This is a genomic window from Acidobacteriota bacterium, assembly GCA_016715115.1.
Classification (GTDB): Bacteria; Acidobacteriota; Blastocatellia; order Pyrinomonadales; family Pyrinomonadaceae; genus JAFDVJ01.
In genome coordinates, this window is record JADKBM010000004.1 from 1,159,616 (window position 1) to 1,185,680 (window position 26,065).

A 26,065-nucleotide genomic window follows, 5' to 3' on the forward strand; every position below is an offset into this window, starting at 1 on the left:
ATTTTCGTGAACGTTCATCTTTGCTTCAATCCGCACATTTCGCTGGCAAGACTCCCTTGGTTGCCGCCGGCTTCAAGTCCGTAGCTGTTGCGGAGCCGATTCGTGATTCCTTGATGGCTGACGGCGAAACCGTTCTCGCCTTTTTCGATCAATCCGAGATCGAGTCCTTCTTCAATATACGCGTCTTTTGATATCTGAAGCATAAACTCGGCCGAGGTCAGGTGCGCGGCGAGTTCCAATTCATAAAGCGTCGGATTGAAGACCATCAGCGGATTGATGTCGGTCTTTGAGAAACTCTCGATCACCTTGCCGAAATCGTAAGCGTGCTGCGCTTCGTGAACCAGTGTTCCTTCGGTACCGCGCGCACCGGCGCCGTCGATGGTTTCGGCGGCAAAAGTGATAAAGACCTCGCCGAGCGACTCGACCAGGCTCAAACGCTCCGACTCGATCCGATCGTTCGCGCGCGAAGGATCGGTGACGCCGGTAATTCCGGATGCACGCACCTCGCTCAACGGGCCGACGCAGATCAGCATCTCGGAATCGAGAATCGCGTTCATTACCCGCTTCTGTTGCAGAGTTCCTTTTTCGACGATGACGTCAAATGCCGCGTCGATGATCTTCCGATACTTTCTGGCAACGCCCTTCTGAAACTTCATTTCGCCGTCTCCCGTTCAGTTTTGTCCCGATCGCCGATTCGCCCGAATCCGCACCACGAGTTCTGGTTATGCCAGATGATCTCTACATCCGTCGCCTCGACCTCGGTCCACCATTTCTCGAAGTCTTCCTTTGAAATGTAAAACGCCGTCGGCGCGACAAGATGGTCGAAAACTATGTTGTGCTGTTCGCGCCAGCCAAAGGTCGAAAGATGATTCAGGTAATCGTTGTAGAAGAGCTTTTTCGCGAGCGAACCGGCGACCGCGTTTGCGGGTTTGTAAACAAGCTTCGAAGCGAGAAAAACTCCGAGAGTCGGAAGTTTCGAGATCTGATAGAGCATCGGCTGCCGGATCTTCGACGTAAACCCTTCGCGGATCGGGTTAACGTAGTTGATGATCCATTCGTTGTTCTCTTCGCCGTAGATCCAGGCCGAAACCGACCCGCCCGGTCGAACCTTGGAAGCAAGCGATACAAAGGCTCCTTTCGGGTCGGGCGTGTGGTGCAAAACGCCTACCGAAAACGCGTAATCGAATTTCCTTTTGAATGGAAGTCTGAAAATGTCGGCCTGAACGATGTGCACGTTCGGCAGGTGCCGTGTCGCCTGAAAAGCGGTTTCCACCGCCGCCGAAAGATCGATGCCGACAATTTCGGCTGCGCCCCATTCTGCCGCCAGCGACGTGTGGCGTCCCTTCCCGCAACCGCCTTCGAGGACGATTTTGCCTTTGAAAAACTCCGGTGTGACGGGTTGCAGCCAACCGAGAAACTGGTCGGAATACTTCGCGTCTTCCTGCGTGAAATGCGTCCACTGCCAGCCGAAATTCTCGGCCGTGTCCGCCTTGTCCTGCTCGATCTTGTCGAGATCGGCGAAACGCGGGATGCCGCGCGTCACGTTGTATTCACGCGAACACTTGCGACACGACAGGATCGCCTCGATGATTTCGTTTTCTTCATACTTGCTCGCGTAGGCCAGCAAGATGTCGCCGCCGCAGCTCGGGCAAGCGAGCAGATCCAAAAGCTTCTCTTTCATCCTTCAAAACGCGAGAAACGCGAATAAAAGACGTTACACGATTGGCGCTTTTTTCTCAACGCGGGTTTCGGACGGATCAATTTAATTTATGTTCGAGTTCGCGCAGTTCGCGGGTCGGAAACGGCTGGCGCCAGTTGAATTCGAATTCGTCGGTGTCGCGATCTTCGAAAAGCTGCTGAAATGTCTCGCAAAAAGCGCGGCAGATTTCGCGGACGTTGCCGCGATGATTGAAAACGCGGATTTTCTCGTCCGAGGCGCGGTCGCCCGTCGCGTATTCGTAGATCTCGAAGGTGAGTTCATCACCGGATCTCACGAAACGAAAGTCGAATTCTTCCGGATCGCGGTTCCACTTCAGAAGTTTCTCGCCGTTGGCGCCGTCCAGGAATCCGGCCAGAAGTGCCATCAGTTCCGAAAGCGCCGAGGTATGCGGCATATTCGCGGTGGTCGTGTGAAACTCGCCTTCCGAACCGGCAAAACCGATCGACATCCAACCGCACTGCGGACTATTGAAACTGACTTCGAACTTGCTCATTGATGAGATTTTGCCACGGATCGCACGAATTATACGAACGCCGGATCGCGGGTTCACGCTTCAGGCTTCGGATTCGGGTCCGAACGACGTGATTGTGACAGAATCAGGATTGCAAATCGAAAATCGCAAATCTAAAATCTAAAACCAAATGAAACAGTATCAGGAACTTCTCAGGCATATTCTCGAAAACGGATCGCGGCATCACGATCGCACGGGTGTCGGCACGATCTCCGTGTTCGGGTATCAAACGCGTTACGACCTGCGCAAAGGGTTTCCGATCGTCACGACCAAGCGCGTCCCGTTCCGTTGGGTGGCCGAGGAACTGTTTTGGTTTCTCACCGGCGACACGAACGAAAAGAATCTGCACGCCCGCGGAGTCGATATCTGGGCGGAATGGGCTGACCTGGAACACACGTCCCGATTCGGACGCGAGGAAGGCGATCTCGGCCCGATCTACGGTTATCTGTGGCGAAGTTTCGGCGGCGATTACCCGGAAATGAATGGATTTGATCAGATTGCCGACCTGATCGAACAGATTGAAGCGAATCCGAATTCTCGCCGGTTGATCGTTTCCGGCTGGAATCCGCCGACGGCGAACAACGTCGATCTACCGCCTTGCCATACGCTCTTTCACTTTAAGGTGGAAAACGAAGAAACCCTGCATTGCCAGCTTTACCAACGCAGCGCGGATGCATTTCTCGGCGTTCCGTTCAACATTTCCAGCTACGCTCTGCTGACCGAAATGATCGCTCACGTCTGCGGACTCGTTCCCGGTGATTTCATTCACACGTTCGGCGATCTGCATATCTATCTGAATCATCTGGAACAGGTCGAAGAGCTGTTGTCGCGCGAACCGCTGGAATTGCCGCGGCTCGAATTTGTCGATGCGGAAAACTTGAAGGGATTGCAGGGATTGCTTGATTTCAAATACGAAAACCTGAAACTGGCGGGCTACAAATCGCACGGCAAAATCGCCGCGCCGGTCGCTGTTTAGGGAATGGAGTTGAGGCTGTCTGAAAAGTCCCCTCGGGTTCGGCGATTTTCGGTCTCGGGAGTGTTGTTTGAATTTCGTCGAGTTGCATACGTGGGTTATAATACTAAGTATGATACACGAGAAAAGGAAGAAGGTGGTCTTCAAGCATTACGATCAGAACCAACCGATGTTGTTGCCGCCGAGCCTGGATGATCTGGTGCCCGCGAACCATCCGGTGCGCGTTGTGAACGAAGTGATCGAGCGGATCGACATCGGCGTGCTTGAGCTTGGGTACAAAGGCGGCGGAGCGTCGAGCTACCATCCGCGGCTGCTTTTGAAGGTGCTGGTTTACGCGTATCTTCGGAATATCTATTCGTCCCGGAAGATCGAGCAGGCGTTGCAGGAAAACGTGCATTTCATGTGGCTCGCCGGCAACGCGAGGCCGGACCACAACACGCTGGCGGACTTTCGGTCGAAGCGGCTGAAAGATCATCTTGAGAAGATCTTTTCGCAGGTCGTGCTGCTGCTTGTCGAAGAGGGGGCGGTATCGTTGCGGGAAGTGATACTGGACGGGACGAAGATCGAGGCGAACGCGAACCGGTACACGTTCGTCTGGGCAAAGACGGTGGAGCGGAACAAGCAGCGGATAAGGGAACAGTTGCGTGACGTGTGGAAGTACGTCGAGCGGGCGAGCGCGGAGGAAGAGCAGGCGCCGAACGAGCCGGATTTTGAGGCGGTGGACCCGGAAGCGGTGACGCGCGCGGTGAGAGCGATCGACGAGGAGTTGCTGAAAGCCGAGCCCGATGCGAAGACAAGGCAGCGGGTGCGGAAATTGAGGCGGAGTTGCCGGGCCGGGCGGCGAAGGTCGAGGCGCAGGAGCGGATGCTGGACGGGCGACGAAGCAGTTCGAAGACCGATCATGACGCGACGTTCATGAGGATGAAGGAAGACCATCTGGGGAACGGGCAGTTGAGACCGGCGTACAATGTCCAGCTGGCGACCGAGGGGCATTTTCTGACCGGGTACACGCTGACACAATCGGCGGGGGACACGACCGCGCTGCCGGAGCATGTCGGCAAGATGATCGAAACGTACGGAACGGAACCCGAAAGCGTGACGGCGGATGCGGGTTACGGCAGTGAAGAGAACTACGCCTATCTGGAGAAACGGGCGATCAAGGCATTTGTGAAGTTTCCGGGGTTCGATTCCGGGAAGCCCAAGGGGAAGTTCGCGGCAGACAACTTCCAATACGACGCAGAGACCGATACTTACCGGTGTCCGGCGGGGCACGTGATGGAGTTCTCGGAGGATCGCGTGAAGACGACGCAGAACGGCCGGAAGCAAAACGTCAAAATCTACCGGACCGAGGCCTGCGGCGGATGTCCGATGCGGGCCGAATGTTCAAGGGCGAGGGGGGACGGTCGATCGAGCGCAACGAAGAAGTTCTGAGGCACCGGCGCAAGGCGCGCGAGATGCTCGAAAGCGAGAAAGGCGTCGAACGGAGGAAACAACGGTACGAGGTCGAGGCGGTGATCGGAAACATAAAGGAAAACAAGAAATTCAGAAGGTTCTTACTGAGGGGTTGGCAAAAGTACAGATTGAGATCGGATTGATCGCGATCGCACACAACCTGCAAAGGCTGGCAACCGTCTGAAAAGGCGGAAATGCGCTCGGCGACCGGCCAACTGATGACGGCCGAAGCGGACTCTCCCAAAACAGACAACAGAAAAACGGCAATCCCGGAGACTTTCTGAGTGACTTTCCAGACAGCCTCCGGAACTCCAAGCTCACTTCTTCAAGACCGAATACTCGATTCGCCGATTCTGGAACTTCTCGTCGGGATTTCGGTTTTGATTGCCCGGTTTCGGACGGGATTCGCCGTAGCCTTTTTCGGTCAGCATATTCGGATTGACGCCGTATTTTCCGACGAGCGCGTCGCGAACCGATTTTGCGCGGTTCTCCGAAAGCTTCTGGTTCTTGTCATCGGTACCGTCGCTGTCGGTATGGCCGCCGACTTCGATCTGCGTCGTTTCGGGCAGTTTCTTCAGATACTTCGACGCTTTCTCAAGGAAGATCATATCCTTGTCCGGAACGTTGAACTTGTTGACCGCGAAATTGATTATGTAAAGATTCAGCGCGGCGGCGATGTCTTCTGCTGAATACGGTTCCTTGAGATTGTCGAGCGCCTGATTCGCGCAGCGCTGGGCTTTTTCAAACTCGCCGTTCTTGATGTTTTTGCATTCGTCCGGCGGAGTCGTCTTATCGCCGCCCGTGGCCGCCGGCGTGCAGCGCGCGGGAATTCTGATCGTTTCGCCGTCGGAACCTTTTACTTCGCGAGATTCGCAGACAAAACCGGGCGCTTTGATATCGATCTTCTTGATCTCGTCCGACTTCAGTCCGCGGGCGATCAAACTTCCGTCGCCTTCGGTAACCGACCACTCGATCCCGTCGACAATGACCTTGCTGCCCGGCTGCGGATTCAAAACGACGAGATCGAAACCCGACGGTCGCAGAAATATGAAGTACGCCGCGGCGATGCCGACCAGAGCAACGAAGAACATCCCCAGAAGCGCGAGCGAAGCCCAAAACCAGCCCGGAATGCCACCTTTTTCCTTTGCTTCTTCTTTTTCCTTGTCGGCGCGTTGGGTCGGCGTCGGCGGCAAATTCTGATACTTCTGGCGTTCGGCCTCGGGAAGCTGAATGAACGGCGATGTTGCGCCGTAATTCGTCCGGTCGCCCGCCGCTTCGTTTCGCCCGCCGCCAAAATCATCCTGAGGCAGACGGATATTCTGTTCTGTCACGCCCCAATCCGGCGTCTTGGGACTGTTTGACGGGAGATGCGTTTTGTTAAAGTCGGGTTCGTTCTTGATCGGCGGAATGTTCGAGACCGTCTTTCCCCAATCGTCAGCCTGCGGCTGCGGCTTGAAACGGGCGTTGTAGTTGGTCTTTTCCCAATCCGAAGAACCGCCGGAGTCGGGCCGCGGAATGTTCGGCGTTGTTTTGTCAAAATCATCCGGCGGCATACCCGGAACCTTTTTCGAATCGCTCACGGCTTCGTCTCCTCGTTTCAGTTGCTTTCGCGAAAATATCTTATCACAAAACCAGACAGCAAAAAGCCTTGGGCGGGACGAGTTGAAACAGTGATTTGAGTGCGGGTTTGAAGCGGCCGCCGCCGGGAGATTTCGGAATTCGGATTTGGGAATCGGGATTTGAAATTTGAAATATCTGAAATCTCCGGAATCTGGGCGCCTGTCGGAAAAAACCGTTTGAGAACTGAATCTGCTTCTTCAAGCGTGCGGAGCACGCGAACTTGCGATAGCACCACGTGGAGCGGAGCGGAACGTGGTGGCCCGTCGCACCGACTTCCAAAGCGTGTGCAACACGCGTAACTCTCATTGTTGCAACAGGTCCGCGTGTTGCACACGCTCGCTTGAGTCGATCGCGGCTGACACCACGTTTCGCTCCGCTTCACGTGGTGCTATCGTAAGTGCGTGTGCTCCGCACACTGGAATCGATTTTTCCGACAGGCTCCTGGAATCTATGAAATCGCTGGAATATCTGGAATCTATGAAATCCGGAATCTCCGGAATCTCCCGAATCCGGAATCTCTGGAATCTGGAATCTCTGGAATCTGGAATCTCTGGAATCTGGAATCTTGAATCTGGAATCTGGAATCTGGAATCCGGAATCTCTTGAATCTCGACCTTCGACTTTACTTGATCGTCGGCGGCTGGGCGGCCTTGGTGCGGATCTTGATTCCGTCCTGGCCGAGAAGAAAAAGACGGCGCGCGTCGTAGGTCGACGTATTGGTCGGCAAATATGAAAGGTTGTAACGGTTGTTGCGGAGTTCGTCGCAGATGGTTTTTGCGGCCTGCTGAGCTTCCTCGAGCGGGAAGACGAGCCCGCCTGTTCCTTCTACCAACTGCCTGACGACCTCGCGGGCTTTCGGCTGATTGCGGCGGTATGCGCTGTTCGTCCGGTCCGGGATCTGCAAAAAATAGACCGTCACATTCTGGCCCTGAAGTTCGTTCAAGGTCTTGTCGAATTTACTCTTGCTTCCGCGGTCGAGTCCGTCGCCGATGACGACGACCGCGACCTTTCGCGTTCCCGGCATCAGCGGCGCGAGAACCTCGCTGCTGGCCGCCATCAACGCGTCGAAGAGATATGGATTGCCCTGTTTGCGAAACGTCGCGAGCGAGGCTTCCAATTTTTTCGCGTCGTCGGTCCATTCCTGAATGATCTCGGGCTTTTCGTCGTAGGCAATGACGAACAGCTGATCGCCTTCGAAGATCTCGTATGCAAATTCCATCGTCGCCTGTTTCAGGACATCGATCTCGGTCGGCAGGGTTTGCGAATTGTCGATCAGAAGGACGATCTTGGACGGCGAAGGATCGAATGCGAAGTTCTTGATCTTTTGCTCGACGCTATTCTCGTAAAGCGAAAGATTCTCGACCTTGATCGGTTCTTTCGAACCATCGGCGCGAGCGGCCGTTACCGTCAGAATGGTTCCGTCAAGGTCTCCGGCCGCGCGGGAATTGTTGCGCGATTGTCCGAACGCGAAAAGTGCGGTCGAGCATATCACGAGCATTGCGGTCGAAAATCGAAGCATTCGTCAGTCCTTGGCAGCGGTAGTTTCCTTCGTCGAAGTCGTTGTCGTTTCCTTTGATGCGGTTTCGGTCGTTGCGGTTGATTCGGACGACGAACTTTTTTCCGTTCCCTTCGAAGAATCGGCCGAAGCGCCTGACTTCTGCGAATAATCAGTCACGTACCAGCCTTCGCCCTTGAACTGGAATCCGGAAAGCGACCATTGTTTCTCCAGTTTTCCACCGCATTTCTCGCAAACGGCCAGCGGCGCGTCCGAAACCTTCTGCATTCTTTCGAGATGAGCGCCGCAATCGGCGCATTTATATTCGTAAATAGGCATAGTTATTGTAATGGATCGTTCCAAAACAAAAAATTATAGGTATTCGCGGGCAGGAAAAGCAAATTTTGGCAAACATTCGGCGCATTTGATAATCAAAGTGCCGCAAGATCAAGGAGGTCTTAAATGAAATTTTCACAAGTCGCAATTATGTTGTTGGTTTTGATATCCGCATCGGTCGGCGCTTCGGCGCAGACGGAACTGAAAACCGTTCCGTCCGTCGATCTCAAGCGTTACAGCGGAAAATGGTTCGAGATCGCGCGTTATCCGAACCGATTTCAGAAACAGTGCATCGGGAACGTCTCGGCGACCTACACGCAGAAGAGCAACGGCCGCATCGAGGTTTTGAACGAATGTCTGTTGAAGAACGGCAAGACCAATCGGGCGAAAGGAGACGCGAAGATCGTCGACGGAAGCAGCAACTCAAAGCTAAAGGTCAGATTCGCGCCGGCGTTCCTGTCGTTCATCCCGGCGGTTTGGGGCGATTACTGGATCATCGAGCTCGATCCGGACTACAAATTCGTAGTCATCGGCGAACCGAAGCGCGAATATTTCTGGATCCTCAGCCGCGAATCGAAAATGGACGATGCGACCTACCAAGGTATTCTGGGCCGCGCCAAAACGATGGGATTCGATCCGGCGAAGGTCGTCAAAACGGAACAGAAGTGATTTCGGATTTGCGAAGTTCGATTTGCGATTTGCGATTGGGGATTTGCGATTCCAAGTATTCCAAAGATTCCAGATTCCAAGAATTCCAAAGATTCCAGATTCCAGATTCCAGATTCCAGATTCCAAGAATTCCAAGAATTCCAAGAATTCCAAGAATTCCAAGAATTCCAAAGATTCCAAGAATTCCAAAGATTCCAAAGATTCCAAATTCCAGAATCTCCAGATCTCTGGAGTTCTTGGAATTTGGAATTCTTGGAATATGGAATCTGGAATACGTAGAATCTGGAATCTGGAATTGGAATCTGGAATTCCTGGAATCTGGAATTCCTGGAATCTGGAATTCCTGGAATCTGGAATTCCTGGAATCTGGAATTCCTGGAATCTGGAATTCTTGGAATTTGGAATTCTCGGAATCCCCAATCCCCAATCGCAAATCGCAAATCGCAAATCCCCAAATCCCCGCCCTCATTCGTTTTCGGCCAGAAAGCGTTCCGCGTCGATCGCTGCCATACAGCCGGTTCCGGCGGCGGTGATCGCCTGACGATAGTATGAATCCTGTGCGTCGCCACAGGCAAAAACTCCCGGGACGTTGGTCTTCATCGTGCGCCCGTCGGTCTTGAGATAGCCGACTTCGTCCATATCGAGGACGTCTTTGAAAAGCTCCGTGTTCGGCTTGTGCCCGATGGCGATGAAAACTCCCTCGCACGGGAAAACCGACTCTTCATTCGTCTCCTTGTTGAAGATCTTGATCCCGCTCACGCCGGCTTCCTTCGTGCCCTGGATCTCGCGAATTTCGGTGTTCCACAAAACGTCGATCTTCTCGTGCGCAAGGACGCGTTCCTGCATAATGCGCGAGGCGCGAAACTCGTCGCGGCGGTGAATGATCGTCACGCGCGAGCCAAATTTTGTCAGAAACAGAGCCTCTTCCATCGCCGTGTCTCCGCCGCCGACAACGACCAACGGCTTGCCGCGGAAAAAGAAACCGTCGCACGTCGCGCACGCCGAAACGCCGTTTCCGCCCAAGCCTTCCGGAACGGGGTCCTCGCCGGGAACGCCGAGCCATTTAGCAGACGCGCCCGTCGAAACGATCAGCGTATCCGCCTTGATGATCGTCGTAACTTCAGTACTGTCAGCGCTTTCCTTTCCAAAAAGAGTAAACGGACGCGACGAAAAATCGATCCGGTCGATCCACGTATTGATGATCTCCGTCCCGAACCGTTCGGCCTGTGCCCTGAACTGATTCATCAGGTCGGGTCCCATAATTCCATCGGCAAATCCGGGATAATTCTCGACGTCGGTCGTGATCGTCAACTGGCCGCCCGGTTGCGGACCGTCGATCACGAGCGGGTCGAGCTGCGCCCTTGAAGCATAAATGGCGGCCGTCAGGCCGGCCGGCCCGGAACCGAGGATCACTACCTTGCGATGAAATTCCTTTGCTGACATAAACGAAAAACTCCCTCAATTTCAAAACGAATTTTTACAAACCGCAATTTTATAACTTTCGCCTTGGTTTAGTCGATTTTTGAATTAGGATTTTGGAGTTCGGATCGGCACCGATCAACCGCCGCGGCGTCGCCAAGATCCAGGATCGGAAACCGAAGTTCGATTCCCGGGAGGGCGCACTTTAATCCCGGATGCACATTTGAAGGGAACTTCCTGCAAAACACGCGAAATACTCGAAAAAACAAGACGAAAATGCCCTGTTTCAAGTTTTTGGCGTGTTTCGGGGGAAACAGAATTCCTCAGCGCGCGATCCGGGTTTATTTCAGCCGAATCGTTTAAATCGTTTGTAACTTTCCAAGTTTTTCGTGATAAACTATTTGAGTTTTATCGCATTTAAGTCTTGTTTTCCTTTTATTATGGCTACTCCAATGTCGCCTCAGTTTGAAGAAAAACGCTTTGCATTGAGAATGGCGCTGCGCCTGCCGGTCGTTGTTTCCGGCCGCGCGGATGATGGCGCGGCGTGGAGCGAACCGACTGAAACGGACGATATTTCGACCACCGGAACTCTGTTTCATCTGAATCAGGACGTGAATGCGGGCGAGAATCTTTACCTGCGGTCGCATCGTCCGGACGGGGTTCCGGTCGAGGTCAAGGCGCGCGTCGTGCGCGTCGCGCCGGGTGCGCACGGAACCTCGCGGGTCGGAGTCGAGATCGTCGATTCAAAAGAGAACTGGCTGAGACTCTTCGTCGCCTGGGTCGCGGACGACCGCAACGAAGAGGAAGGCAATTAGTAAATTGTTATTCGTAAATCGTTAATTGTTGGTTGAACTTCGAGATTCGAAAATCAATTAACAGTTAGCGATTTACCATTTCCGAATATATGAATTACGAAACAATCACCGTCGAAAAACAAGGCAAGGTCGCTGTTTTAACGATCAACCGCCCGGACAAGCTGAACGCGCTCAATCAATCGGTCCACGCCGAGGGCGTGGCCGCGCTCGAAGATCTGCGCCGGGACGATTCGGTCCGCGTCGTGGTCATTACCGGCAAGGGCGAAAAGGCGTTCATCGCCGGCGCGGACATTTCCGAATTCGCCGGCCAAACGCCGGTTTCGCAGCGCAACCTTTTCAACGAAAAGACTTTTTTCAATTCCATCGACGCCTTTCCGAAGCCGGTCATCGCGATGATCAACGGTTTCTGCCTCGGCGGCGGCAACGAACTTGCGCTCGCGTGCGACATACGCATCGCGAGTGAGAACGCGCGCTTCGGCCAACCTGAGATCAACCTTGGGATAATGTGCGGCGGTGGCGGGACACAGCGCCTGACGCGCCTTCTGGGAGAAGGCCGCGCGATGGAGTTGATCCTGACCGGCGATATGATCGACGCTGAAACGGCCTTGAGATTCGGCCTCGTAACGCAGGTTCATCCGTTGGCGGAACTTGAGGAAAAGACGATGGCGTTCGCCGCGAAGCTGGCCGAAAAAGCGCCCGTCGCGTTGCAGCTTTCAAAGGAAGCGGTTAAATTCGCGTCCAGATCGAACCTCGACGAAGGCCTGCGCCGCGAAGTCGATCTGTTCGCGATCTGTTTTTCGACCGAAGACAAACAAGAAGGCGTCAGCGCGTTTTTGGAAAAGCGCAAAGCTGATTTTAAGGGGAAGTAGGCGGTAGACGGTAGACGGTAGACAGTAGACGGTAGACAGTAGACGGTAGACAGTAGACGGTAGACAGTAGACGGTAGACTGCTGACATTGAGCTGCATCGAACAGTAGTGTCCAGAATTTTGAACGTCACCGCCTACTGCCTACCGTATACCCGTTTACCGTCTACCACTACCCGTCTACCCGTCTACCGTCCGTCTACCGATCTACCGTCTACCGTCTACCCTCCGTCTACCGGCTTTCTTCCCTTGACCCTCGGCGCGGATTTCGCTAAATTCAAAGTTCGCCGATTGGTGAGAGCAATCCGCAATCACCAATCGCAAATCCCAATTAGTCTTGGGGACATAGCTCAGCTGGGAGAGCGCATGAATGGCATTCATGAGGTCAGGGGTTCGATCCCCCTTGTCTCCACCAATTAACTCAAAAGGCACCGACCGTGGTGCCTTTTTGATTTTGGAATTCTGATTTGTGATTTCGGATTTGTCAGATTTTGAACTTGGAATCCCCTGGAATCCCTTGGAATCCCTTGGAATCCCCGTCTACTGTCTACCGCCTACCGTCTACTGTCTCCCCATCCGGATTCCCGCCAAGAATCGATTCACTTTCGAACTTCGCGATCATAACTGATCAAAGCTTGACCCGTCCTCGCCCCCCATTTTCTCTTCACAAACGGAAAAGATCGCCTCAGAAGATTAGCTGTTCATTGGCCTGGGTGTTCCTAAGAAAGTTCGCAACAGGTGATATAATTGACTGCAGAAAATGGAGAAAAATGATTCTTTTCGCAGCGGTCGTTTGACGTTGACAGTCCATTAGAAAGTTGTTGTACGACCCTCGTGTCCGCCGTTCGCGATGTGGACTTGCCTGCGGGTAGTACGCTCTTGAACTGAAGTAAGAAAAACAGGAGGAACTATGAAATCACTTTTTTTGATCGCGCTTCTGATAACCGTATTTGCAATCGGCGGAACAATCGCGGCGTACGGGCAATCTGAGATGGCCAAGTGCTACGTCAAGGACCCGACCGGAACGCCTTTGAATCTGCGTTCATCGCCCAACGGGAGGGTAATTGCAAAACTGAGAAACGGCACCGTGCTCTACACCCCGATCGGGGATAATGACGGCGCTTCCACGAACTATGACGGCTACATACAGGTTTACCGTCGCCAGAAGGGCAAATATTATGTATGGGGATTTGTGTTTCATGATTACACTACCTGTCCGTAGCAACGTTGCAGCTGCGAACCGGTGATTCGCGATGATACTGTCTCTCACGGCTGATCAGATGTCGCTTGTCGAGGCGTGAAACTGCTCGCTCAATCGCCAGTCATTTCGATATCTATGGCTTTCGGGGTCGGTGTTCTAAAACGCAGGCGGGAGAAAGTGGTAAGACCGACCAATCTGCACGCCTCCGGCGCCCGGATAGGCGGAAAAGCTCCGCTTTTCCGAAAGCGACCCGATTGATTGACTGGCGGCTGCGCCGCAGAATTGTGGAGTAGGCGGCGCAACCGACGACATTATTGTTTGCGGCTCAGGCTGCGGCAGTTGACGGTAGACGGTCTACCGCCTACCGCCTACCGCCTACCGTCTACCGTCTACCGTCTACGGTCTACCGCCTACCGTCTACCGCCTACCGTCTACCGCCTACCGTCTACCGCCTACCGTCTACCGCCCACCGTCTACCGTCTACCGCCTAATCGCAAACACCTTGACACTCGCCGCATATTCGTTGACGTTATAGCGCTTCAGCAGTTCGGCGAACTCCGAGTGTAGATCGCCCGAGGGGGCGCAGCACGAGGGTTCGATGTTCGGGAGCAACTTCGAGCCGCCGATCTGCGTCATCGCCGGGGCGCAGCAGCCCGATTGGTTCTCGACCTTCGCGTACGCGTTCAGGTCCGCGCCGGAATCGATCACTTCGACCGCCGAAAAGCCCGCGTCCTTTAATCCTGTGCGGTAATCCTCGATCGGGATCGCGCCGGCGATGCAGCCGACATAGGCCATCACGTCCGCGCCGAGTTCCGGCGGCAGATCCTTTTTCAGCGCGATGTCCGAGACCGCCAGCCGTCCGCCCGGTTTGAGCACGCGCGCGATCTCGCGGAAAACGGCCGGTTTGTCCGGCGCGAGATTGATGACGCAGTTGCTGATGACGCAATCGACCGAATTGTCCGGCAACGGCAGTTTGTCGATCGTCGCCAGATGAAACTCGACGTTCGCGTAGCCGGCCTTTTCGGCGTTGCGCTTGGCGAGCGCGATCATCTCGGGCGTCATATCGATCCCGATCGCGCGGCCCGCGGAGCCGACCTTCTCGGCCGCGAGGAAAACATCCAGCCCGCCGCCCGATCCGAGATCGACGACCGTTTCGCCCGGCTGAAGCGAAGCCATCGCCGTCGGGTTCCCGCACGACAATCCCATATTCGCCTCCGCCGGGATCGACGCCAATTCGTCCGACGAATACCCGAACGCCTCCGCCACCGCCCGCACGCCTTCATTCTTCGAAGAAAGCTCGCTGACCGCCACCGAAGCATATTTCTCGCGCACCGCCGTCACTAATTTTTCAGACATAACATCACCGCCAATTTCTAGGATTTCGATACAATTCCTGGAATCGTAATGCAATTCCAGAATTCCAATACAATTCCAGATTAGTCCTCTTTCTCATATTCGTCAAGGCGTATATGAGAACAGTGAGCGGTGAACAGTGAGCGGTGAACAGTAAGCGGTGAGCGGTGAGAAGTAACGGTGAGCAGTAAGCGGTGAGCCGTAAACAGTCAATCGGCAGAAACGCGCACGAGGTAAGCGTGCCCACCAATGCAGAAGCGCGCACGGTTTCGGCGTCAACCAGGAAGCGGACGCACGAGGCCGGGGAAATGTTGGATGAAGCTCGCCGCAGATCGAATCGCCAGTTGAAAGGCGCCTCCCGACCAACCCGAGTGGAACGCAAGCGTCGCCAATCCCAAATCCCAATTCCCAATTCCCAATTCCCGATGCTACGCTTTTTCCATCCATCCCCGGCGCAGGTCCGTTTCCGGCACCGACGTCAGAAAGGGTTTGATGTCGAGAATCGGCGTTCCGTCGAGCATATCGACCCCGCGCACGTGAACACGGCGTCCTTCGCGCCCGATCACTTCGACTACTGTCAGACCGATCGGGTTCGGGCGTCGCGGTGAACGCGTCGAAAAGACTCCGTGCGGCTCCGAAGCGGTCGGCGGCTGCGACAGAAGATCATAGCCCTCGCTGCGGTCGAACACCCAGATCACGAAAAGGTGCGAAAACCCCTCGATGTCCCGCAGCCCCTCTTCAAACTCGGCCGCGACCTCCAGAATCCCTTCCGCGACGTGCTTCGCCCCGGCTCCTTTCGGAATCTGCGAAGTCTCCCCGAAAGGGCTCCGAACAACACCTATCACCTGCATTTCAAACATAAGAACCTCCTCAAACAAAGCCGGTCACCGACCGGATCACTCATCAAATCAGACGCGCGTAAAAGCGAATCCACTGACGGATAACTATACAACGGAAGGACGGGATTTTCCCGAAGAAGCGCCGGACCGAGACTGGAGCGCAAGCATGACTGGAGCGCAAGCATGACTGGAGCGCAAGCGTCCCCGCTTGCAATGAGCGCGAAGCGCGAAAAAGCCGTAAGCATTCAAAGCGTCCGCGGGAACGCTTGCGCTCCAGTCGAAACCCTGCGTTACGTTATCCGCCAAAACTTCACACCTTAATGACAGCCCGACCTTCGCGGCTCGAAAACGAAAACACAGAGGAAAAAATAATGAGAAAAAACTTGATCAGCAGCATTTTTATGAGCAGTATCGCACTGCTTTTCTTGGCAGGTTCAGCTTCGGCGGATTTTGTCAGCCGCGACTTTGACGGCGACGGCCGGTCGGACTATGCGGTCTTTCGTCCGTCAAGCGGCACGTTCTATTACATCAGCAGCGCAACCGGGGCGTTCGTGGCGGTTCAGTGGGGACAAGCCTGCGACCGCGTCATTGACGGCGATTTCGACGGTGACGGCCGCGCCGACATTGCGATTTGGCGGCCCTCGACCGGAACCTGGTGGGTCAGGCCAAGCCAAACGCCCACAATTCCTTTGGTGCGGACTTGGGGAAATGTCTCTTTTGGGGATATTCCGGCTCCGGGTGATCGCGACGGCGACGGAAAAACGGACATGATAGTCTATCGTCCCGGCGCGCCCGGAAATTGGTGGGTGCTCAAGAGCAACAGCAACTGGACGACCTCGGACCCGGTCTTCGCATTCGGAACCACCGACGACATCCCGCTGTCGGCCGCCTACAAAGACTGCAGTTGTCCGTAAATGCAACTAAGCCGCCTGGAGCGCAAGCATCCCTGCTTGCCACGGCGCCCCGCGCCGTCAAGCCGATGCGCTCCGGCGCGGCGAATTCAAAAGGCCTTTTTCGCGCCGCGACTGCAGCGCAAGCATCCCCAATGCAGAAACGCGCACGAAGTAAGCGTGCATCGCCGCGACTGGAGCGCAAGCGTCCCCGCTTGCCATGAGCGCCAAGCGCGAAAAAGCCGTCAGCATTCAAGGCGCCGTATCCCATCGGCCCTACGGCGCCAAGCGCCGTTGCAAGCGGGGACGCTTGCGCTCCAGTCGCGAAGCGCGAAAAGGCGTTGGCGTTCGAGGGGCCGGGCTGTGTTGCAACCGGGGGACGCTTGCATTGCAACCACTATCATCCGCAGCCGGATTTGGGTGGAGATTTTCCTTGCATTCCGTAAACAATACTAACTACAATTCACCGGGTCAGAAAAAGACATTGACAGGAATTGCATTTGCTCGAATGCGTTACTATTACTCAAATAGCCTCATTGGATTCTTTGCGGACTCTCCGGAGCATATTCTTGGGACAATTCAGGGCAACACGCCTTTCGATATTCGTCCGACCGAAACCGATGCCTGGACAGCACAGATCGAGATCTTGAAGAATTCGATAAGCGTTCAAGAAGGCGAGGAAGGCGAGATTTTTTTCGAATACGCGATTCCGCGTATGGGTCGAAGGGTTGACGTCGTGATCGTTACACGCCGGATTATTCTGGTTATCGAATTCAAGGTTGGCAAGCGAGAGTTCCAAACTCAAGACATTGATCAGGTCTGGGACTATGCACTCGACTTAAAGAACTTTCACGAAACGAGCCACTTGCCAATGCTCGCGCCAATTCTAGTAGCAACGGAAGCGCCCGACCAGAAAGAGCAAGACGCCTTCACCGTCGACCTTGACCAACTTATCAAACCAATTACGACGAACGCTAACCAACTTGGGGCCTTATTGGGCAACCTATTCAGTTTTGCCGTTGAAAACAATGTCGACACCGAAAATTGGGCGGATGGATCCTACTCGCCGACCCCGACGATTATCGAGGCCGCTGTGGCTCTATATAACCAACATTCGGTCTCTGAAATTACAAGTAAGGCTGCGTCTGCAAGAAACTTACGCGAAACGAACAGAAAAATTTCAGAAGTTATTCGTAACGCTAGGCTCAATAGTGAAAAGGCGATTTGTTTCGTGACGGGCGTTCCTGGCGCTGGCAAAACACTTGTTGGCCTTGATATCGCAACGAATCATTTGGACGAAGTGAAGGGAACAAAAAGCGTGTTTCTATCTGGCAACGGCCCACTTGTCGCTATTCTCCGTGAAGCGCTCGCTCGCGATTCGGTTAGACGAAAGAAAGAAATCGGAGAACGAAAACGCCTTGGGGATGCTAGACGCGAAGCGGCCGCTTTCATTCAGCCAGTTCATCACTATAGAGATACCTACTTGAAGGATACGAGCGCACCCTTCGACAACATTGCGATCTTTGACGAGGCGCAGCGCGCTTGGGACCTCGAACAAACGAGGAGCTTCTTAAAACGGAAACGTGGGCTTGCAAATTTTGATAAATCCGAACCGGAGTTTCTAATATCCTGCCTTGAACGCCATCAGGATTGGGCGGTAATAATTTGCCTTGTCGGCGGGGGTCAAGAGATTCACCGGGGTGAAGCGGGAATTAGTGAATGGATTGACGCACTCAATCGTTCATTTCCGCATTGGAAGATATACATCTCCGATCGACTTAACGACTCCGAGTACTCCGCTGGCCACGCACTCGATCGAATTGAAAGGAAGGAGAACCTTAATGTCTCCGAAAGCCTCCACCTTTCCGTTTCAATGCGATCATATCGAGCTGAGAATGTTTCGAAACTTGTGAAGAATTTACTAGATATTGAGCCTGTTGACGCACGTGAGGAACTCGAAAAACTAAATAAACGGTTTCCGGTCGTTCTGACACGTAACGTCGAGGACGCCAAGCGCTGGCTCCGCGAAAAAGCCCGCGGATCAGAACGTTTCGGAATGGTAGTCTCATCAAATGCGTACCGGCTTAAGCCGCACGCAATCGATGTTCGTGTCCAAACCGACCCTGTCAAATGGTTCCTTGAAGGCAAAGAGGATGTCCGTTCATCTTATTTCCTTGAAGATGTCGCAACCGAATTCCAGGTCCAAGGCTTAGAATTAGATTGGGCATGCGTCACTTGGGATGCGGATTTCCGATACACGAACGTTGGGTGGGATGGTTATTCGTTTGTTGGGACCAAATGGCAACGTGTGCTGAAAGAGGAGCGCAAACAGTACTTGATAAATGCCTACCGAGTTCTGCTTACGCGGGCGCGTCAGGGAATGGTAGTCGTTGTTCCACGCGGAGATAAGAATGATGACACGCGTTTACCAGCTTTCTATGATTCTACTTATCAATACCTAAGCCGTATTGGGTTCTCGAGGCTTGAATCCGCCTAGATCGAGATTGAATTACCTTTTTGACGAAGCGGAGGATTCGTGCCAAAGCGAACTGTTTCGATGTTAAGCCCTTTGATACGCATCGAAAATCTTGCGACGGAGGATTCTGAGTTGATCGTATCGTGCTTTCTAGGTTGGCTCTCAAGCAGCCCTGAATCGCTCATATCGGACCTCAAGCAATGCCCGATTTGGCTTTTCACTACTGCGGAACGGTGTGATGATTCGCGTTCGGTGCATTTCTTTTAACCCATGCTGAAGCATCGGCCCGTCGATTTCTTCCAAGATATCGTCGCGGATTTCCGCAACAAGATCCGGTGTGATTCCCAAGATGTTGGCGTCAAATGCCGCGTGATGCAATTTGCAGAGCGCGAGACCGTTGCTTACGATTGGTTCGCCTTGATCCTCCGTGTCCGGAATAATGTGGGCCGCGTCCAATAAATTTGAGTGTCGAAGTCTACACAATGCGCATGAAGATTTGTACGCTCGAAGCACTCGATCACGGAATACTCTCTGGTGGAGCCTTATCCGCACTTCAGCCGTCTTGTATCGCCGTCGAAAAATATCATGGGGGTTGTCGGCGGACCGGATGTCTTCTAATTGTAATTGACTTCTTTCATCAAACGTCACACCAAATGTTAGTTCTTGGGGCGTGTCGACGACGACAAAAACCGGCCATTGCGCAACGTACGCACCGGGAATCGTACCGTGGAAATAAATCAAAGGAAGACCACGCCGACAAGTTTCCCGAAGGCCAACGTTATCTCGATGATTTACGTCGTTACCGCGATATCGATACTTCAAGATTCCTTCGGTAATGAGATTATTGATCGTATGGACGGCGGTTTTGTCGCCTCGCCGCGAAAATCGATCGGCCGCTGCCGGCGACTCAGGGGCCTCCGGCTCCGTCGGGTGCTCACGGTTCCGACGGGTGCGGCGCTGGGGCTGAGGCTCGATCTGCCGGTCGCTACCGCTCCCGGTTCTGACGGGTGCGGTGCCGGATCAGGCAGGTGGTGTCGAATCTGCCGGGCTCGCGACCTGGTCGGAACCGGGAGCGGTAGCGACCGGCAAATTGGGACGCGTGGATACTTTGCTGATACCGTATGATGCGTTATCATCTCCTGAAACTTGATTCCTGACCACCAAACTCACTCTCTATGTGGAACGATACAGATATACCTCTCGCGGTGTTTTTCACCGTCCGTTGCTACGGGACATGGTTGCATGGTGATGATCGCGGATCTGTTGACCGAGATCATAACGGCTACGGAACTCCACGGCTCACCCCGAACAAACCCTGGAATGACTCAAAGCGCGATCAGATGAAACATGATCCGGTTCGCTTGAACGCACCGAGGCGTCGCTCCGTGCGCCGGGCGATCACCGAAACCGCGGAAAAACGGCGCTGGAAAATACTCGCGCAAAATGTCCGCACAAATCACTTTCATTGCGTGATCGACATCGGCGCAACAAAGGCCAAGCGTGCTTTGGGCGCGTTGAAGGCGAACGCCACACGCCAAATGCGTGAGGACGGTTGCTGGCGACACGAGCACAGTCCGTGGGCGGAAAAGGGCAGCTGCCGAAATCTCTGGAATGATCGAAGCATCTTCGAGGCCTGCGACTATGTCTTGAACGGTCAGGGAGATGAACTGCCTGATTTTGATTGGTGGTGATGCACCGCTCCCGGTGCGGCGGGCTGACGGGATGAAGGTTGGGTGAGAATGCATTTGCCGGTCGCTTCCGCTCCCGGTTCTGACCGCACGGCGCGTGACTGCGGGTTCGATGAGAATGCATTTGCCGGTCGCTACCGCTCCCGGTTCTGACTCGCACCGCTCCCGGTTCTGACTCGCACGGCTCACGGTTCTGACGGGCGCGGCGCGTGACTGCGGGTTCGATGAGAATGCATTTACCGGTCGCTACCGCTCCCGGTTCTGACCGCACCGCTCCCGGTTCTGACTCGCACCGCTCACGGTCCTGACGGGCGCGGCGCGTGACTGCGGGTTCGATGAGAATGCATTTGCCGGTCGCTACCGCTCCCGGTTCTGACCGCACCGCTCACGGTTCTGACTCGCACCGCACGGCGCGTGCGCGGCGCGTGACTGCGGGTTCGATGAGAATGCATTTACCGGTCGCTACCGCTCCCGGTTCTGACTCGCACCGCTCACGGTTCTGACTCGCACGGCTCACGGTCCTGACGGGCGCGGCGCGTGACTGCGGGTTCGATGAGAATGCATTTACCGGTCGCTACCGCTCCCGGTTCTGACCGCACGGCGCGTGACTGCCGAGCCATTCCGCACATCCGGGCGGCAGAGCCGCGGATTTGGTCAAATTCGGGGTGCGATCCGAATTAGCCTGAAAGTCGCGGACAGCACGAACTTTCGCGGATGACCCTTTCCGGCGGTAATTCTCGTGTTAAGATATGGCGCACAATAACTGCCCAAGGAGATTCTTCGGATGAGAGGTTTTGTTATGAAGTTCGTTGCCGTGATGTTGTTCAGTTTGCTCGCCGCGGGTGCATCGTTTGCGCAAATGCCGGTGAAAGCGCCGGTCGCATCCTCGATCGATAAGGGTGATTTCAAGGTCGGCTTTTCGCCAAAGACAAAGGCGCAAGATCCGAAAAAAGCGATGCCCGCCGAGATCGCGGAGGTCCTCAAAGAGATCGCGACGGCAATGAACGAGATAATCGCGTTGCCGTACGACGTTTTCCTAAACTTCGACACCTGCGGAGAGCCGAATGCATTTTACAATCCGGGGACGAAAGAGATCACGATGTGCTATGAGTTCATCTCTTACTTTGAGGAAACATACAAGAAGGGAATCAAGGACAAGGCCGAGGTCGACCGCCGCGTCGACGACGCCGTCGCGTTCTTCTTTTTCCACGAGCTTGGACATTGTTTGATCGACGCCTGGCAGCTGCCGGCGACGGGGCGTGAAGAAGACGCCGTCGACCAACTGGCGACACTTGTAATGCTCGACGGAACCCCGGAGGGCGTCGATATGGTCATCAGCGCCGCGATCTTTTTCGACCTCGTTTCGGCATCGACATCGCCCGAAGATATCGCTTTTTGGGACGAGCATTCGGTCGATCAACAGAGGATGTACGATACGCTCTGTCTGACCTACGGCAGCGATCCGGTGAAGAACAAGGGAATCGTGGCCAGCGGATATTTGCCGAAACAACGCGCCGAACGCTGTTCCCAGGAATTCAAACGCATCGACGGCGCTTGGAACAAGCTGCTGACACCGTATCTTAAGGTACAGTAAGCGATAGCGGTCGCCGGGAATCTTCTGGAACTTCGGAAAGCAACTGAGACCCGGCACCGGCCAAGGTGCGGGTCTTTGTCGCTTGCGGCTCAGTTCGGCTGCGTCAGCTCTCAACTATTATGACAATTTCACGCGTTCTTTTTATCGCGACAACAAGATTATTCAATTCGTCGAAAACTTAAATTAAAGGGAGAACTGCAAAATGGACGCTTCGTTGTTGAATGTCGAGGAAAATCAGCCCCGCTTGAAGGTTTCGGCCGCGGCACGTTTGATTGCGGCGTTTTCTTACACGATTCCCCTGATCGGCGGGGCTTTGAGTTCGTTTATCCTGTCAAGGAATCTTCGAGATATGAGCCTAAACGAAGCCGCCGGAATCGGTGTGGTGATGGCATCGATGGAGGAAGCCCGAGGCCCGGCAATCATCTCTCTTTATCTGGCGGCAATATGCGGAATCGTGGTGATCGTCGTTCTGGTTGTTCGAATGTTCGGTCAAACCAAAACCGCCCCGCCGCCATTTTGGTTTTTCGGCATTGGCGGCATTCTTTGTTTAGTTCCTGCCGGTCTTTTTTGGAAGGCCGATTTGCTGGTCCTCGAAGCGCTTAGTTTGGGCCGCCCCTTCGCAGCGGACGGTGCCGGTGTCGGAGCAGATATCAACGGGTTGGTGACTTTCAGCATTATTGCAGCGCCGATCGTGTTCATTTTCTTGTTGGTAACATCTTTCTGGCCGTCGTCGTCCCGAGCAACCGGGAATTGGAGTTCCCTGATTACCGCCGTTGCTATTGAAATTCTGCTGATCGCAACCGCCATCGCGGTACCTTATTTCATCAATGAACCAAAACGAAGGAACCAAAGAGTCAATTTGCCTGTCAATGCCAAGAAAACAGTAAGTGATGTCGGAATTGAGAGGGCATCTTCAATGGTTTTGATTCTTACTTCCGACAATAAATTGTATCTCGAACAGAAACAGAGCTTACCCGGCAAAGCCGAAAGAACGGAAAATCTCATTACCAAGGAAGAGTTGCCTGAAAAGCTGAGAAAATTCTTCGAAACGAAGAGTCCCGATGAGCGAATCGTTTATCTCAAGGCGGATATCAACGCCTCGTACGCGAATGTTCAGCAAGTTTTTGAGGTCATCAGTAAAGCTGAGATCGAAATGGTCGGATTAGTAGTATTCGGCGTCAAAAGCGAAAGTGATCCATATCAGATTTCCCCCTCGATGTTTGAGGTGAAGTTGCCGGCGCCACCCGACATCTCCAACGTGATGCCAAGGCCTAACTCTTTGAAATTGGTCGCAATGTTGGATGACGAAGGAAAACTGAAACTAAACAACGACGAAATGGGAACAATCTCGGATCCCAAAAAGTTGATAAGCAGATTGGCTTCGATTTTTGACGATCGCGAAAACAATGGAATTTTTCGTGAGGGAACAAATGAAGTTGCGAAATCTGTTTCCCTCAGGGCTTCCAAATCCGCCAAGTACGGTGATTTTATGAAGTTGGTCGAGGCCGTTAAGGTCGCCGCCGCACAACCGATCGAAGTTGAAATGGATGACGGAAGTTCGCAACTACGTGAAGCGAAGTGACTATTTGCCGTCCTTGCGGCTTGCCGCCCGGATGTGGAGGCTGTCTGAAAAGTCCATATTCCTGAAAGTCGCAACCGGGACAACAAAGTAGTGTGCGGCAAGGCGAAAAAAACGAGCGCCGCCCTTTGTTCAACAACGCGACATCATGATCCTGCAAGGGCCGAACAATAAACGACTTACCTTCGACCCCTTCAGGGTCGGAGTCCCATCTGACTAAAATCCTGGGGTTACGCTTCGCTCACCCCAGGCTATTATCTGATTCGCTTTCAGCGAATTTATCGGCTTTTTAGACAGCCTCGGACGGGCTACTGTCCAAGCGGCTGCGCCGCCAATTGGCGATTTGCGGCAAAGCCGCGTTGATTTAGGATCGCAATGGCTCAATGTCGTCCGAAAATTCGATCCGACCGGCGCGTTCAAAATCTGAGATCACAAATACAAATTCCCGCTCACGCCGACCACGGAGTCGGTTTTCTAACCCAACGGTGAGCTTTCAGCGTTTCGAGCAGATCCGGAGAAAGCGGGCCTTTGTCGCTTGCGCCGCAATTGGCTTCGACGTTCTTGATCTGGCGCATTCCCGGGATGATCGTCGAGACGGCCGGCTGACTCAAAATGTGTCGCAGCGCCATTTCCGGCATCGTCATATCTGCCGGGATCAGTGGCCGCAGGGCTTCTGCGCGATCGACGCTCGCGTTCAGGTTTTCAGGATTGAAATAGTTGCTCCGCCAGTCGCTTTCAGGGAATTTCGTGTCCTTCGTCAGCGTTCCGGTCAACGTGCCTTCATCGAACGGGACGCGCGCGATGACGGCGACGTCGTGCTCGATGCAGGCCGGAAAGAGTTCGTCCTCGGGGTTCTGATCGAAAATGTTGTAGATCACCTGAACGGAGTCGATGCGGCCGCTCCTGACGGCGCGGATGCCGTTCCACGGTTCCCAGCGGTTGATCGAGATTCCGCAGCCGCCGATCAGGTCTTGGCGTTTCAGCGAATCGAGCGCGTTCGCCCAGCGGTCGTCGTCCGTCCAATCGTCGTTCCAGGTGTGAAGCTGAAGCAGATCGAACCGCTCGAGCCCCGAGTTTTCGAGACTCTTATGCAAGTATTCCTCGATGTGATCCGGCGGATACGATTCGTCGAGCGTGTATTCCGTTTCAGCCGGCCAGCGCATATTCTTCGGCGGGACCTTCGTCGCGGTATAGAGTTTCTTGTCGGGAAAATCTCTCACCAAACGACCGAGCAAATTCTCGCTCCGCCCTGCACCGTACGCGTTCGCGGTGTCGAAGAAGTTGCAGCCAAGCTCGACGGCGCGGCTCAGCGCCGCAAGCGACGCGTCATCGTCCGACCCCGTCCAGCCGCCCATTCCCCACATCCCGTAGCCGATCTCCGAAACCTGCCAGCCGGTTCGTCCGAATTTCCTGTATTGCATTGATAGATTTTCAGCAAAGACGCACGAATTTGCAACGAATGGAAACGCATCTCGGGATTAACCGGGCTTGGCGCCGGCATTCGCGACAATATAAAGGCGCGTTTTGACGCGAACGCGGCAACGGAGGGTTTAAGCCGGGCGTTGCGGCCGTGGAGTTGGAACCCGATCAACTCGCTTTTTTGGAGTTGGCGGATTATGCGGACGCCACTCTTCGGTCCTTTGCGAATGCTCGCGATTCGAACTATAGTCACCGTAAATTCAAATCAAAAGGAGTTTCCTGATGAAATCACTTATCGCCGCATTGCTCGTTCTTCTCGCGTCTTTTGCAGCTGTTGTCGCGCAGGACAAAGACGTCGTCACGACGCGCGAGATGGACCGCATTAACTGGATGGAATTCAAGGAAGCCGTTCCGACGAAGATCGACACCGTTCTGCTCGCGACCGGGACGCTCGAACCGCACGGCGTGATCAATAACGGCGCTGACAATACGGCTCCGACGGCGATGGCCAAAACGATCGCGCGGCGCGTCAACGCGATGATCGCGCCAACGCTGCCGTATGGAATCACGGGTTCGATGGAGGCTTATCCGGGTGCGTTTCAGATCACCGAAGCCGCCTACCGGCCGTTCGTCAAACAGATCCTCGAAGGGCTCGCAAAGAACGGATTCAAGAACATCATCATTCTTAACGGCCACGGCGGCGGGCAAACGGCCGTGCTGCAGTCGGTCGCGGCCGAGGTCGCAACCGAGAAGAAGGTCCGCACTTTGGTGATCAACTGGTGGTCGTTCGCGGCGGATGAAACGAAAGAGGTCTTCGGCGAGGACGGCGGGCACGCCGGTTGGAACGAAACCGCGTTCATCCAGGCGATCGATCCGACGCTCGTCGACAAAGATCGTTACAAACCCGAACTCGCGACGCCGTATCCGGCGCCCGGAACCTGGTCGGCGGTGCCGTTCCCGTCGTCGATCGGGCTCTATCAGAAAGGACAGGGCTACCCGCAGTTCGACCAGAAGAAAGCCGACGAATACTACAAAAAAGTGACCGACAAGGTCGCGAATCTGATCAACGAGATCGTCAGGAAATGGAACCGGATTTGATTTGCGATTTGCGATTTTGGATTTGCGATTTTGAATCAAATGTTGTCATAAAC

24 protein-coding genes, 1 tRNA gene and 1 pseudogene are annotated in these 26,065 nt (G+C 54.3%); 14 read left to right on the plus strand and 12 right to left on the minus strand.

The features are described 5' to 3' along the window. Nucleotides 1–14: 14 nt before the first annotated feature. The 3 genes from IPN69_07345 to IPN69_07355 all read right to left on the minus strand — a co-directional run bounded on the left by IPN69_07345 (nucleotide 15) and on the right by IPN69_07355 (nucleotide 2,213). Entirely contained in the window at nucleotides 15–656 is a 642-nt protein-coding gene (locus IPN69_07345; GenBank protein ID MBK8810535.1) for a hypothetical protein, read from the minus strand. Beyond that, on the minus strand, nucleotides 653–1,681 hold the full coding sequence (locus tag IPN69_07350; protein ID MBK8810536.1) for a methyltransferase domain-containing protein: 1,029 nt from the start codon (nucleotides 1,679–1,681) through the stop codon (nucleotides 653–655). The genes IPN69_07345 and IPN69_07350 overlap by 4 nt, the downstream gene beginning before the upstream one ends. Before the next feature lie 76 nt (nucleotides 1,682–1,757). Then, a complete protein-coding gene (locus IPN69_07355) occupies nucleotides 1,758–2,213 on the minus strand; it encodes a hypothetical protein (GenBank protein ID MBK8810537.1) in 456 nt (151 codons plus the stop codon). A gap of 148 nt (nucleotides 2,214–2,361) precedes the next feature. Here IPN69_07355 and IPN69_07360 point away from each other — a divergent pair, with 148 nt between their 5' ends. Further along, complete coding sequence (locus tag IPN69_07360) at nucleotides 2,362–3,207, plus strand: thymidylate synthase (protein ID MBK8810538.1); 846 nt, start codon at nucleotides 2,362–2,364, stop codon at nucleotides 3,205–3,207. A gap of 109 nt (nucleotides 3,208–3,316) precedes the next feature. Continuing rightward, nucleotides 3,317–4,840 (plus strand): annotated as a pseudogene (locus IPN69_07365) (IS1182 family transposase). A gap of 133 nt (nucleotides 4,841–4,973) precedes the next feature. Here IPN69_07365 and IPN69_07370 read toward each other — a convergent pair. Continuing rightward, nucleotides 4,974–6,236 carry an OmpA family protein gene (locus tag IPN69_07370; protein ID MBK8810539.1) on the minus strand — a complete coding sequence of 421 codons (1,263 nt, stop codon included), beginning with the start codon at nucleotides 6,234–6,236 and terminating at the stop codon, nucleotides 4,974–4,976. A 490-nt stretch (nucleotides 6,237–6,726) separates the two neighbouring features. Here IPN69_07370 and IPN69_07375 point away from each other — a divergent pair, with 490 nt between their 5' ends. Next, nucleotides 6,727–6,882: a hypothetical protein gene (locus tag IPN69_07375; protein MBK8810540.1), complete on the plus strand. Its 156-nt coding sequence runs from the start codon at nucleotides 6,727–6,729 to the stop codon at nucleotides 6,880–6,882. Between the two features lie 16 nt (nucleotides 6,883–6,898). Here the strand turns inward: IPN69_07375 and IPN69_07380 are convergent, their stop codons facing one another. Beyond that, the gene (locus tag IPN69_07380; protein MBK8810541.1) at nucleotides 6,899–7,795 is read right to left on the minus strand and encodes a VWA domain-containing protein; all 897 of its coding nucleotides are present in this window, start codon (nucleotides 7,793–7,795) and stop codon (nucleotides 6,899–6,901) included. A 3-nt stretch (nucleotides 7,796–7,798) separates the two neighbouring features. Further along, entirely contained in the window at nucleotides 7,799–8,110 is a 312-nt protein-coding gene (locus IPN69_07385) for a zinc ribbon domain-containing protein (GenBank protein MBK8810542.1), read from the minus strand. Between the two features lie 123 nt (nucleotides 8,111–8,233). Between IPN69_07385 and IPN69_07390 the strand changes: the two genes are divergently transcribed. Continuing rightward, nucleotides 8,234–8,776, plus strand: a complete 543-nt coding sequence (locus tag IPN69_07390; protein ID MBK8810543.1) for a lipocalin family protein — start codon at nucleotides 8,234–8,236, stop codon at nucleotides 8,774–8,776. On the opposite strand, the gene IPN69_07395 is transcribed toward IPN69_07390, so the two are convergent. Together IPN69_07395 and trxB are read right to left on the minus strand one after the other, a co-directional pair. Continuing rightward, nucleotides 8,757–9,209: a hypothetical protein gene (locus tag IPN69_07395; GenBank protein MBK8810544.1), complete on the minus strand. Its 453-nt coding sequence runs from the start codon at nucleotides 9,207–9,209 to the stop codon at nucleotides 8,757–8,759. The genes IPN69_07390 and IPN69_07395 overlap by 20 nt on opposite strands. Before the next feature lie 32 nt (nucleotides 9,210–9,241). Then, a complete protein-coding gene (gene trxB, locus IPN69_07400) occupies nucleotides 9,242–10,219 on the minus strand; it encodes a thioredoxin-disulfide reductase (GenBank protein MBK8810545.1) in 978 nt (325 codons plus the stop codon). A 428-nt stretch (nucleotides 10,220–10,647) separates the two neighbouring features. Between trxB and IPN69_07405 the strand changes: the two genes are divergently transcribed. The 4 genes from IPN69_07405 (at nucleotide 10,648) to IPN69_07420 (ending at nucleotide 13,097) form a co-directional block, all read left to right on the plus strand. Then, entirely contained in the window at nucleotides 10,648–11,010 is a 363-nt protein-coding gene (locus tag IPN69_07405) for a PilZ domain-containing protein (GenBank protein MBK8810546.1), read from the plus strand. A gap of 89 nt (nucleotides 11,011–11,099) precedes the next feature. Then, the gene (locus tag IPN69_07410) at nucleotides 11,100–11,879 is read left to right on the plus strand and encodes an enoyl-CoA hydratase/isomerase family protein (protein MBK8810547.1); all 780 of its coding nucleotides are present in this window, start codon (nucleotides 11,100–11,102) and stop codon (nucleotides 11,877–11,879) included. Between the two features lie 335 nt (nucleotides 11,880–12,214). Then, nucleotides 12,215–12,290: transfer RNA gene (locus IPN69_07415), tRNA-Ala, on the plus strand. Between the two features lie 495 nt (nucleotides 12,291–12,785). Beyond that, nucleotides 12,786–13,097, plus strand: coding sequence for a hypothetical protein (locus tag IPN69_07420; protein MBK8810548.1), 312 nt, complete (start codon nucleotides 12,786–12,788; stop codon nucleotides 13,095–13,097). Between the two features lie 459 nt (nucleotides 13,098–13,556). Here the strand turns inward: IPN69_07420 and arsM are convergent, their stop codons facing one another. Together arsM and tsaA are read right to left on the minus strand one after the other, a co-directional pair. Then, entirely contained in the window at nucleotides 13,557–14,432 is an 876-nt protein-coding gene (gene arsM / locus IPN69_07425) for an arsenite methyltransferase (GenBank protein ID MBK8810549.1), read from the minus strand. 425 nt (nucleotides 14,433–14,857) lie between these two features. Further along, nucleotides 14,858–15,289, minus strand: a complete 432-nt coding sequence (gene tsaA, locus IPN69_07430; GenBank protein ID MBK8810550.1) for a tRNA (N6-threonylcarbamoyladenosine(37)-N6)-methyltransferase TrmO — start codon at nucleotides 15,287–15,289, stop codon at nucleotides 14,858–14,860. A gap of 350 nt (nucleotides 15,290–15,639) precedes the next feature. Here tsaA and IPN69_07435 point away from each other — a divergent pair, with 350 nt between their 5' ends. Both IPN69_07435 and IPN69_07440 read left to right on the plus strand, forming a co-directional pair. After that, entirely contained in the window at nucleotides 15,640–16,182 is a 543-nt protein-coding gene (locus IPN69_07435) for a VCBS repeat-containing protein (GenBank protein MBK8810551.1), read from the plus strand. A 484-nt stretch (nucleotides 16,183–16,666) separates the two neighbouring features. Beyond that, on the plus strand, nucleotides 16,667–18,655 hold the full coding sequence (locus tag IPN69_07440; protein MBK8810552.1) for a DUF2075 domain-containing protein: 1,989 nt from the start codon (nucleotides 16,667–16,669) through the stop codon (nucleotides 18,653–18,655). A gap of 141 nt (nucleotides 18,656–18,796) precedes the next feature. On the opposite strand, the gene IPN69_07445 is transcribed toward IPN69_07440, so the two are convergent. Further along, nucleotides 18,797–19,459, minus strand: coding sequence for an HNH endonuclease (locus IPN69_07445; protein ID MBK8810553.1), 663 nt, complete (start codon nucleotides 19,457–19,459; stop codon nucleotides 18,797–18,799). A 350-nt stretch (nucleotides 19,460–19,809) separates the two neighbouring features. Here IPN69_07445 and IPN69_07450 point away from each other — a divergent pair, with 350 nt between their 5' ends. The 3 genes from IPN69_07450 (at nucleotide 19,810) to IPN69_07460 (ending at nucleotide 23,498) form a co-directional block, all read left to right on the plus strand. Beyond that, complete coding sequence (locus IPN69_07450) at nucleotides 19,810–20,325, plus strand: transposase (protein MBK8810554.1); 516 nt, start codon at nucleotides 19,810–19,812, stop codon at nucleotides 20,323–20,325. A gap of 781 nt (nucleotides 20,326–21,106) precedes the next feature. Beyond that, on the plus strand, nucleotides 21,107–21,916 hold the full coding sequence (locus IPN69_07455; protein MBK8810555.1) for a DUF4344 domain-containing metallopeptidase: 810 nt from the start codon (nucleotides 21,107–21,109) through the stop codon (nucleotides 21,914–21,916). Between the two features lie 202 nt (nucleotides 21,917–22,118). Continuing rightward, on the plus strand, nucleotides 22,119–23,498 hold the full coding sequence (locus IPN69_07460) for a hypothetical protein (GenBank protein ID MBK8810556.1): 1,380 nt from the start codon (nucleotides 22,119–22,121) through the stop codon (nucleotides 23,496–23,498). Between the two features lie 446 nt (nucleotides 23,499–23,944). On the opposite strand, the gene IPN69_07465 is transcribed toward IPN69_07460, so the two are convergent. Then, complete coding sequence (locus tag IPN69_07465) at nucleotides 23,945–24,916, minus strand: aldo/keto reductase (protein MBK8810557.1); 972 nt, start codon at nucleotides 24,914–24,916, stop codon at nucleotides 23,945–23,947. 280 nt (nucleotides 24,917–25,196) lie between these two features. Here IPN69_07465 and IPN69_07470 point away from each other — a divergent pair, with 280 nt between their 5' ends. After that, nucleotides 25,197–26,012: a creatininase family protein gene (locus tag IPN69_07470; GenBank protein ID MBK8810558.1), complete on the plus strand. Its 816-nt coding sequence runs from the start codon at nucleotides 25,197–25,199 to the stop codon at nucleotides 26,010–26,012. Nucleotides 26,013–26,065 lie beyond the last annotated feature (53 nt).

Coding starts and splice junctions, on each gene's coding strand:
- IPN69_07345 (MBK8810535.1), bottom strand. CDS start 656: ATGAAGTTTCAGAAGGGCGTTGCCAGAAAGTATCGGAAGATCATCGAC.
- IPN69_07350 (MBK8810536.1), bottom strand. CDS start 1,681: ATGAAAGAGAAGCTTTTGGATCTGCTCGCTTGCCCGAGCTGCGGCGGC.
- IPN69_07355 (MBK8810537.1), bottom strand. CDS start 2,213: ATGAGCAAGTTCGAAGTCAGTTTCAATAGTCCGCAGTGCGGTTGGATG.
- IPN69_07360 (MBK8810538.1), top strand. CDS start 2,362: ATGAAACAGTATCAGGAACTTCTCAGGCATATTCTCGAAAACGGATCG.
- IPN69_07375 (MBK8810540.1), top strand. CDS start 6,727: ATGAAATCGCTGGAATATCTGGAATCTATGAAATCCGGAATCTCCGGA.
- IPN69_07380 (MBK8810541.1), bottom strand. CDS start 7,795: ATGCTTCGATTTTCGACCGCAATGCTCGTGATATGCTCGACCGCACTT.
- IPN69_07385 (MBK8810542.1), bottom strand. CDS start 8,110: ATGCCTATTTACGAATATAAATGCGCCGATTGCGGCGCTCATCTCGAA.
- IPN69_07390 (MBK8810543.1), top strand. CDS start 8,234: ATGAAATTTTCACAAGTCGCAATTATGTTGTTGGTTTTGATATCCGCA.
- trxB (MBK8810545.1), bottom strand. CDS start 10,219: ATGTCAGCAAAGGAATTTCATCGCAAGGTAGTGATCCTCGGTTCCGGG.
- IPN69_07405 (MBK8810546.1), top strand. CDS start 10,648: ATGTCGCCTCAGTTTGAAGAAAAACGCTTTGCATTGAGAATGGCGCTG.
- IPN69_07410 (MBK8810547.1), top strand. CDS start 11,100: ATGAATTACGAAACAATCACCGTCGAAAAACAAGGCAAGGTCGCTGTT.
- IPN69_07420 (MBK8810548.1), top strand. CDS start 12,786: ATGAAATCACTTTTTTTGATCGCGCTTCTGATAACCGTATTTGCAATC.
- arsM (MBK8810549.1), bottom strand. CDS start 14,432: ATGTCTGAAAAATTAGTGACGGCGGTGCGCGAGAAATATGCTTCGGTG.
- tsaA (MBK8810550.1), bottom strand. CDS start 15,289: ATGTTTGAAATGCAGGTGATAGGTGTTGTTCGGAGCCCTTTCGGGGAG.
- IPN69_07435 (MBK8810551.1), top strand. CDS start 15,640: ATGAGAAAAAACTTGATCAGCAGCATTTTTATGAGCAGTATCGCACTG.
- IPN69_07440 (MBK8810552.1), top strand. CDS start 16,667: ATGCGTTACTATTACTCAAATAGCCTCATTGGATTCTTTGCGGACTCT.
- IPN69_07450 (MBK8810554.1), top strand. CDS start 19,810: ATGTGGAACGATACAGATATACCTCTCGCGGTGTTTTTCACCGTCCGT.
- IPN69_07455 (MBK8810555.1), top strand. CDS start 21,107: ATGAGAGGTTTTGTTATGAAGTTCGTTGCCGTGATGTTGTTCAGTTTG.
- IPN69_07460 (MBK8810556.1), top strand. CDS start 22,119: ATGGACGCTTCGTTGTTGAATGTCGAGGAAAATCAGCCCCGCTTGAAG.
- IPN69_07465 (MBK8810557.1), bottom strand. CDS start 24,916: ATGCAATACAGGAAATTCGGACGAACCGGCTGGCAGGTTTCGGAGATC.
- IPN69_07470 (MBK8810558.1), top strand. CDS start 25,197: ATGAAATCACTTATCGCCGCATTGCTCGTTCTTCTCGCGTCTTTTGCA.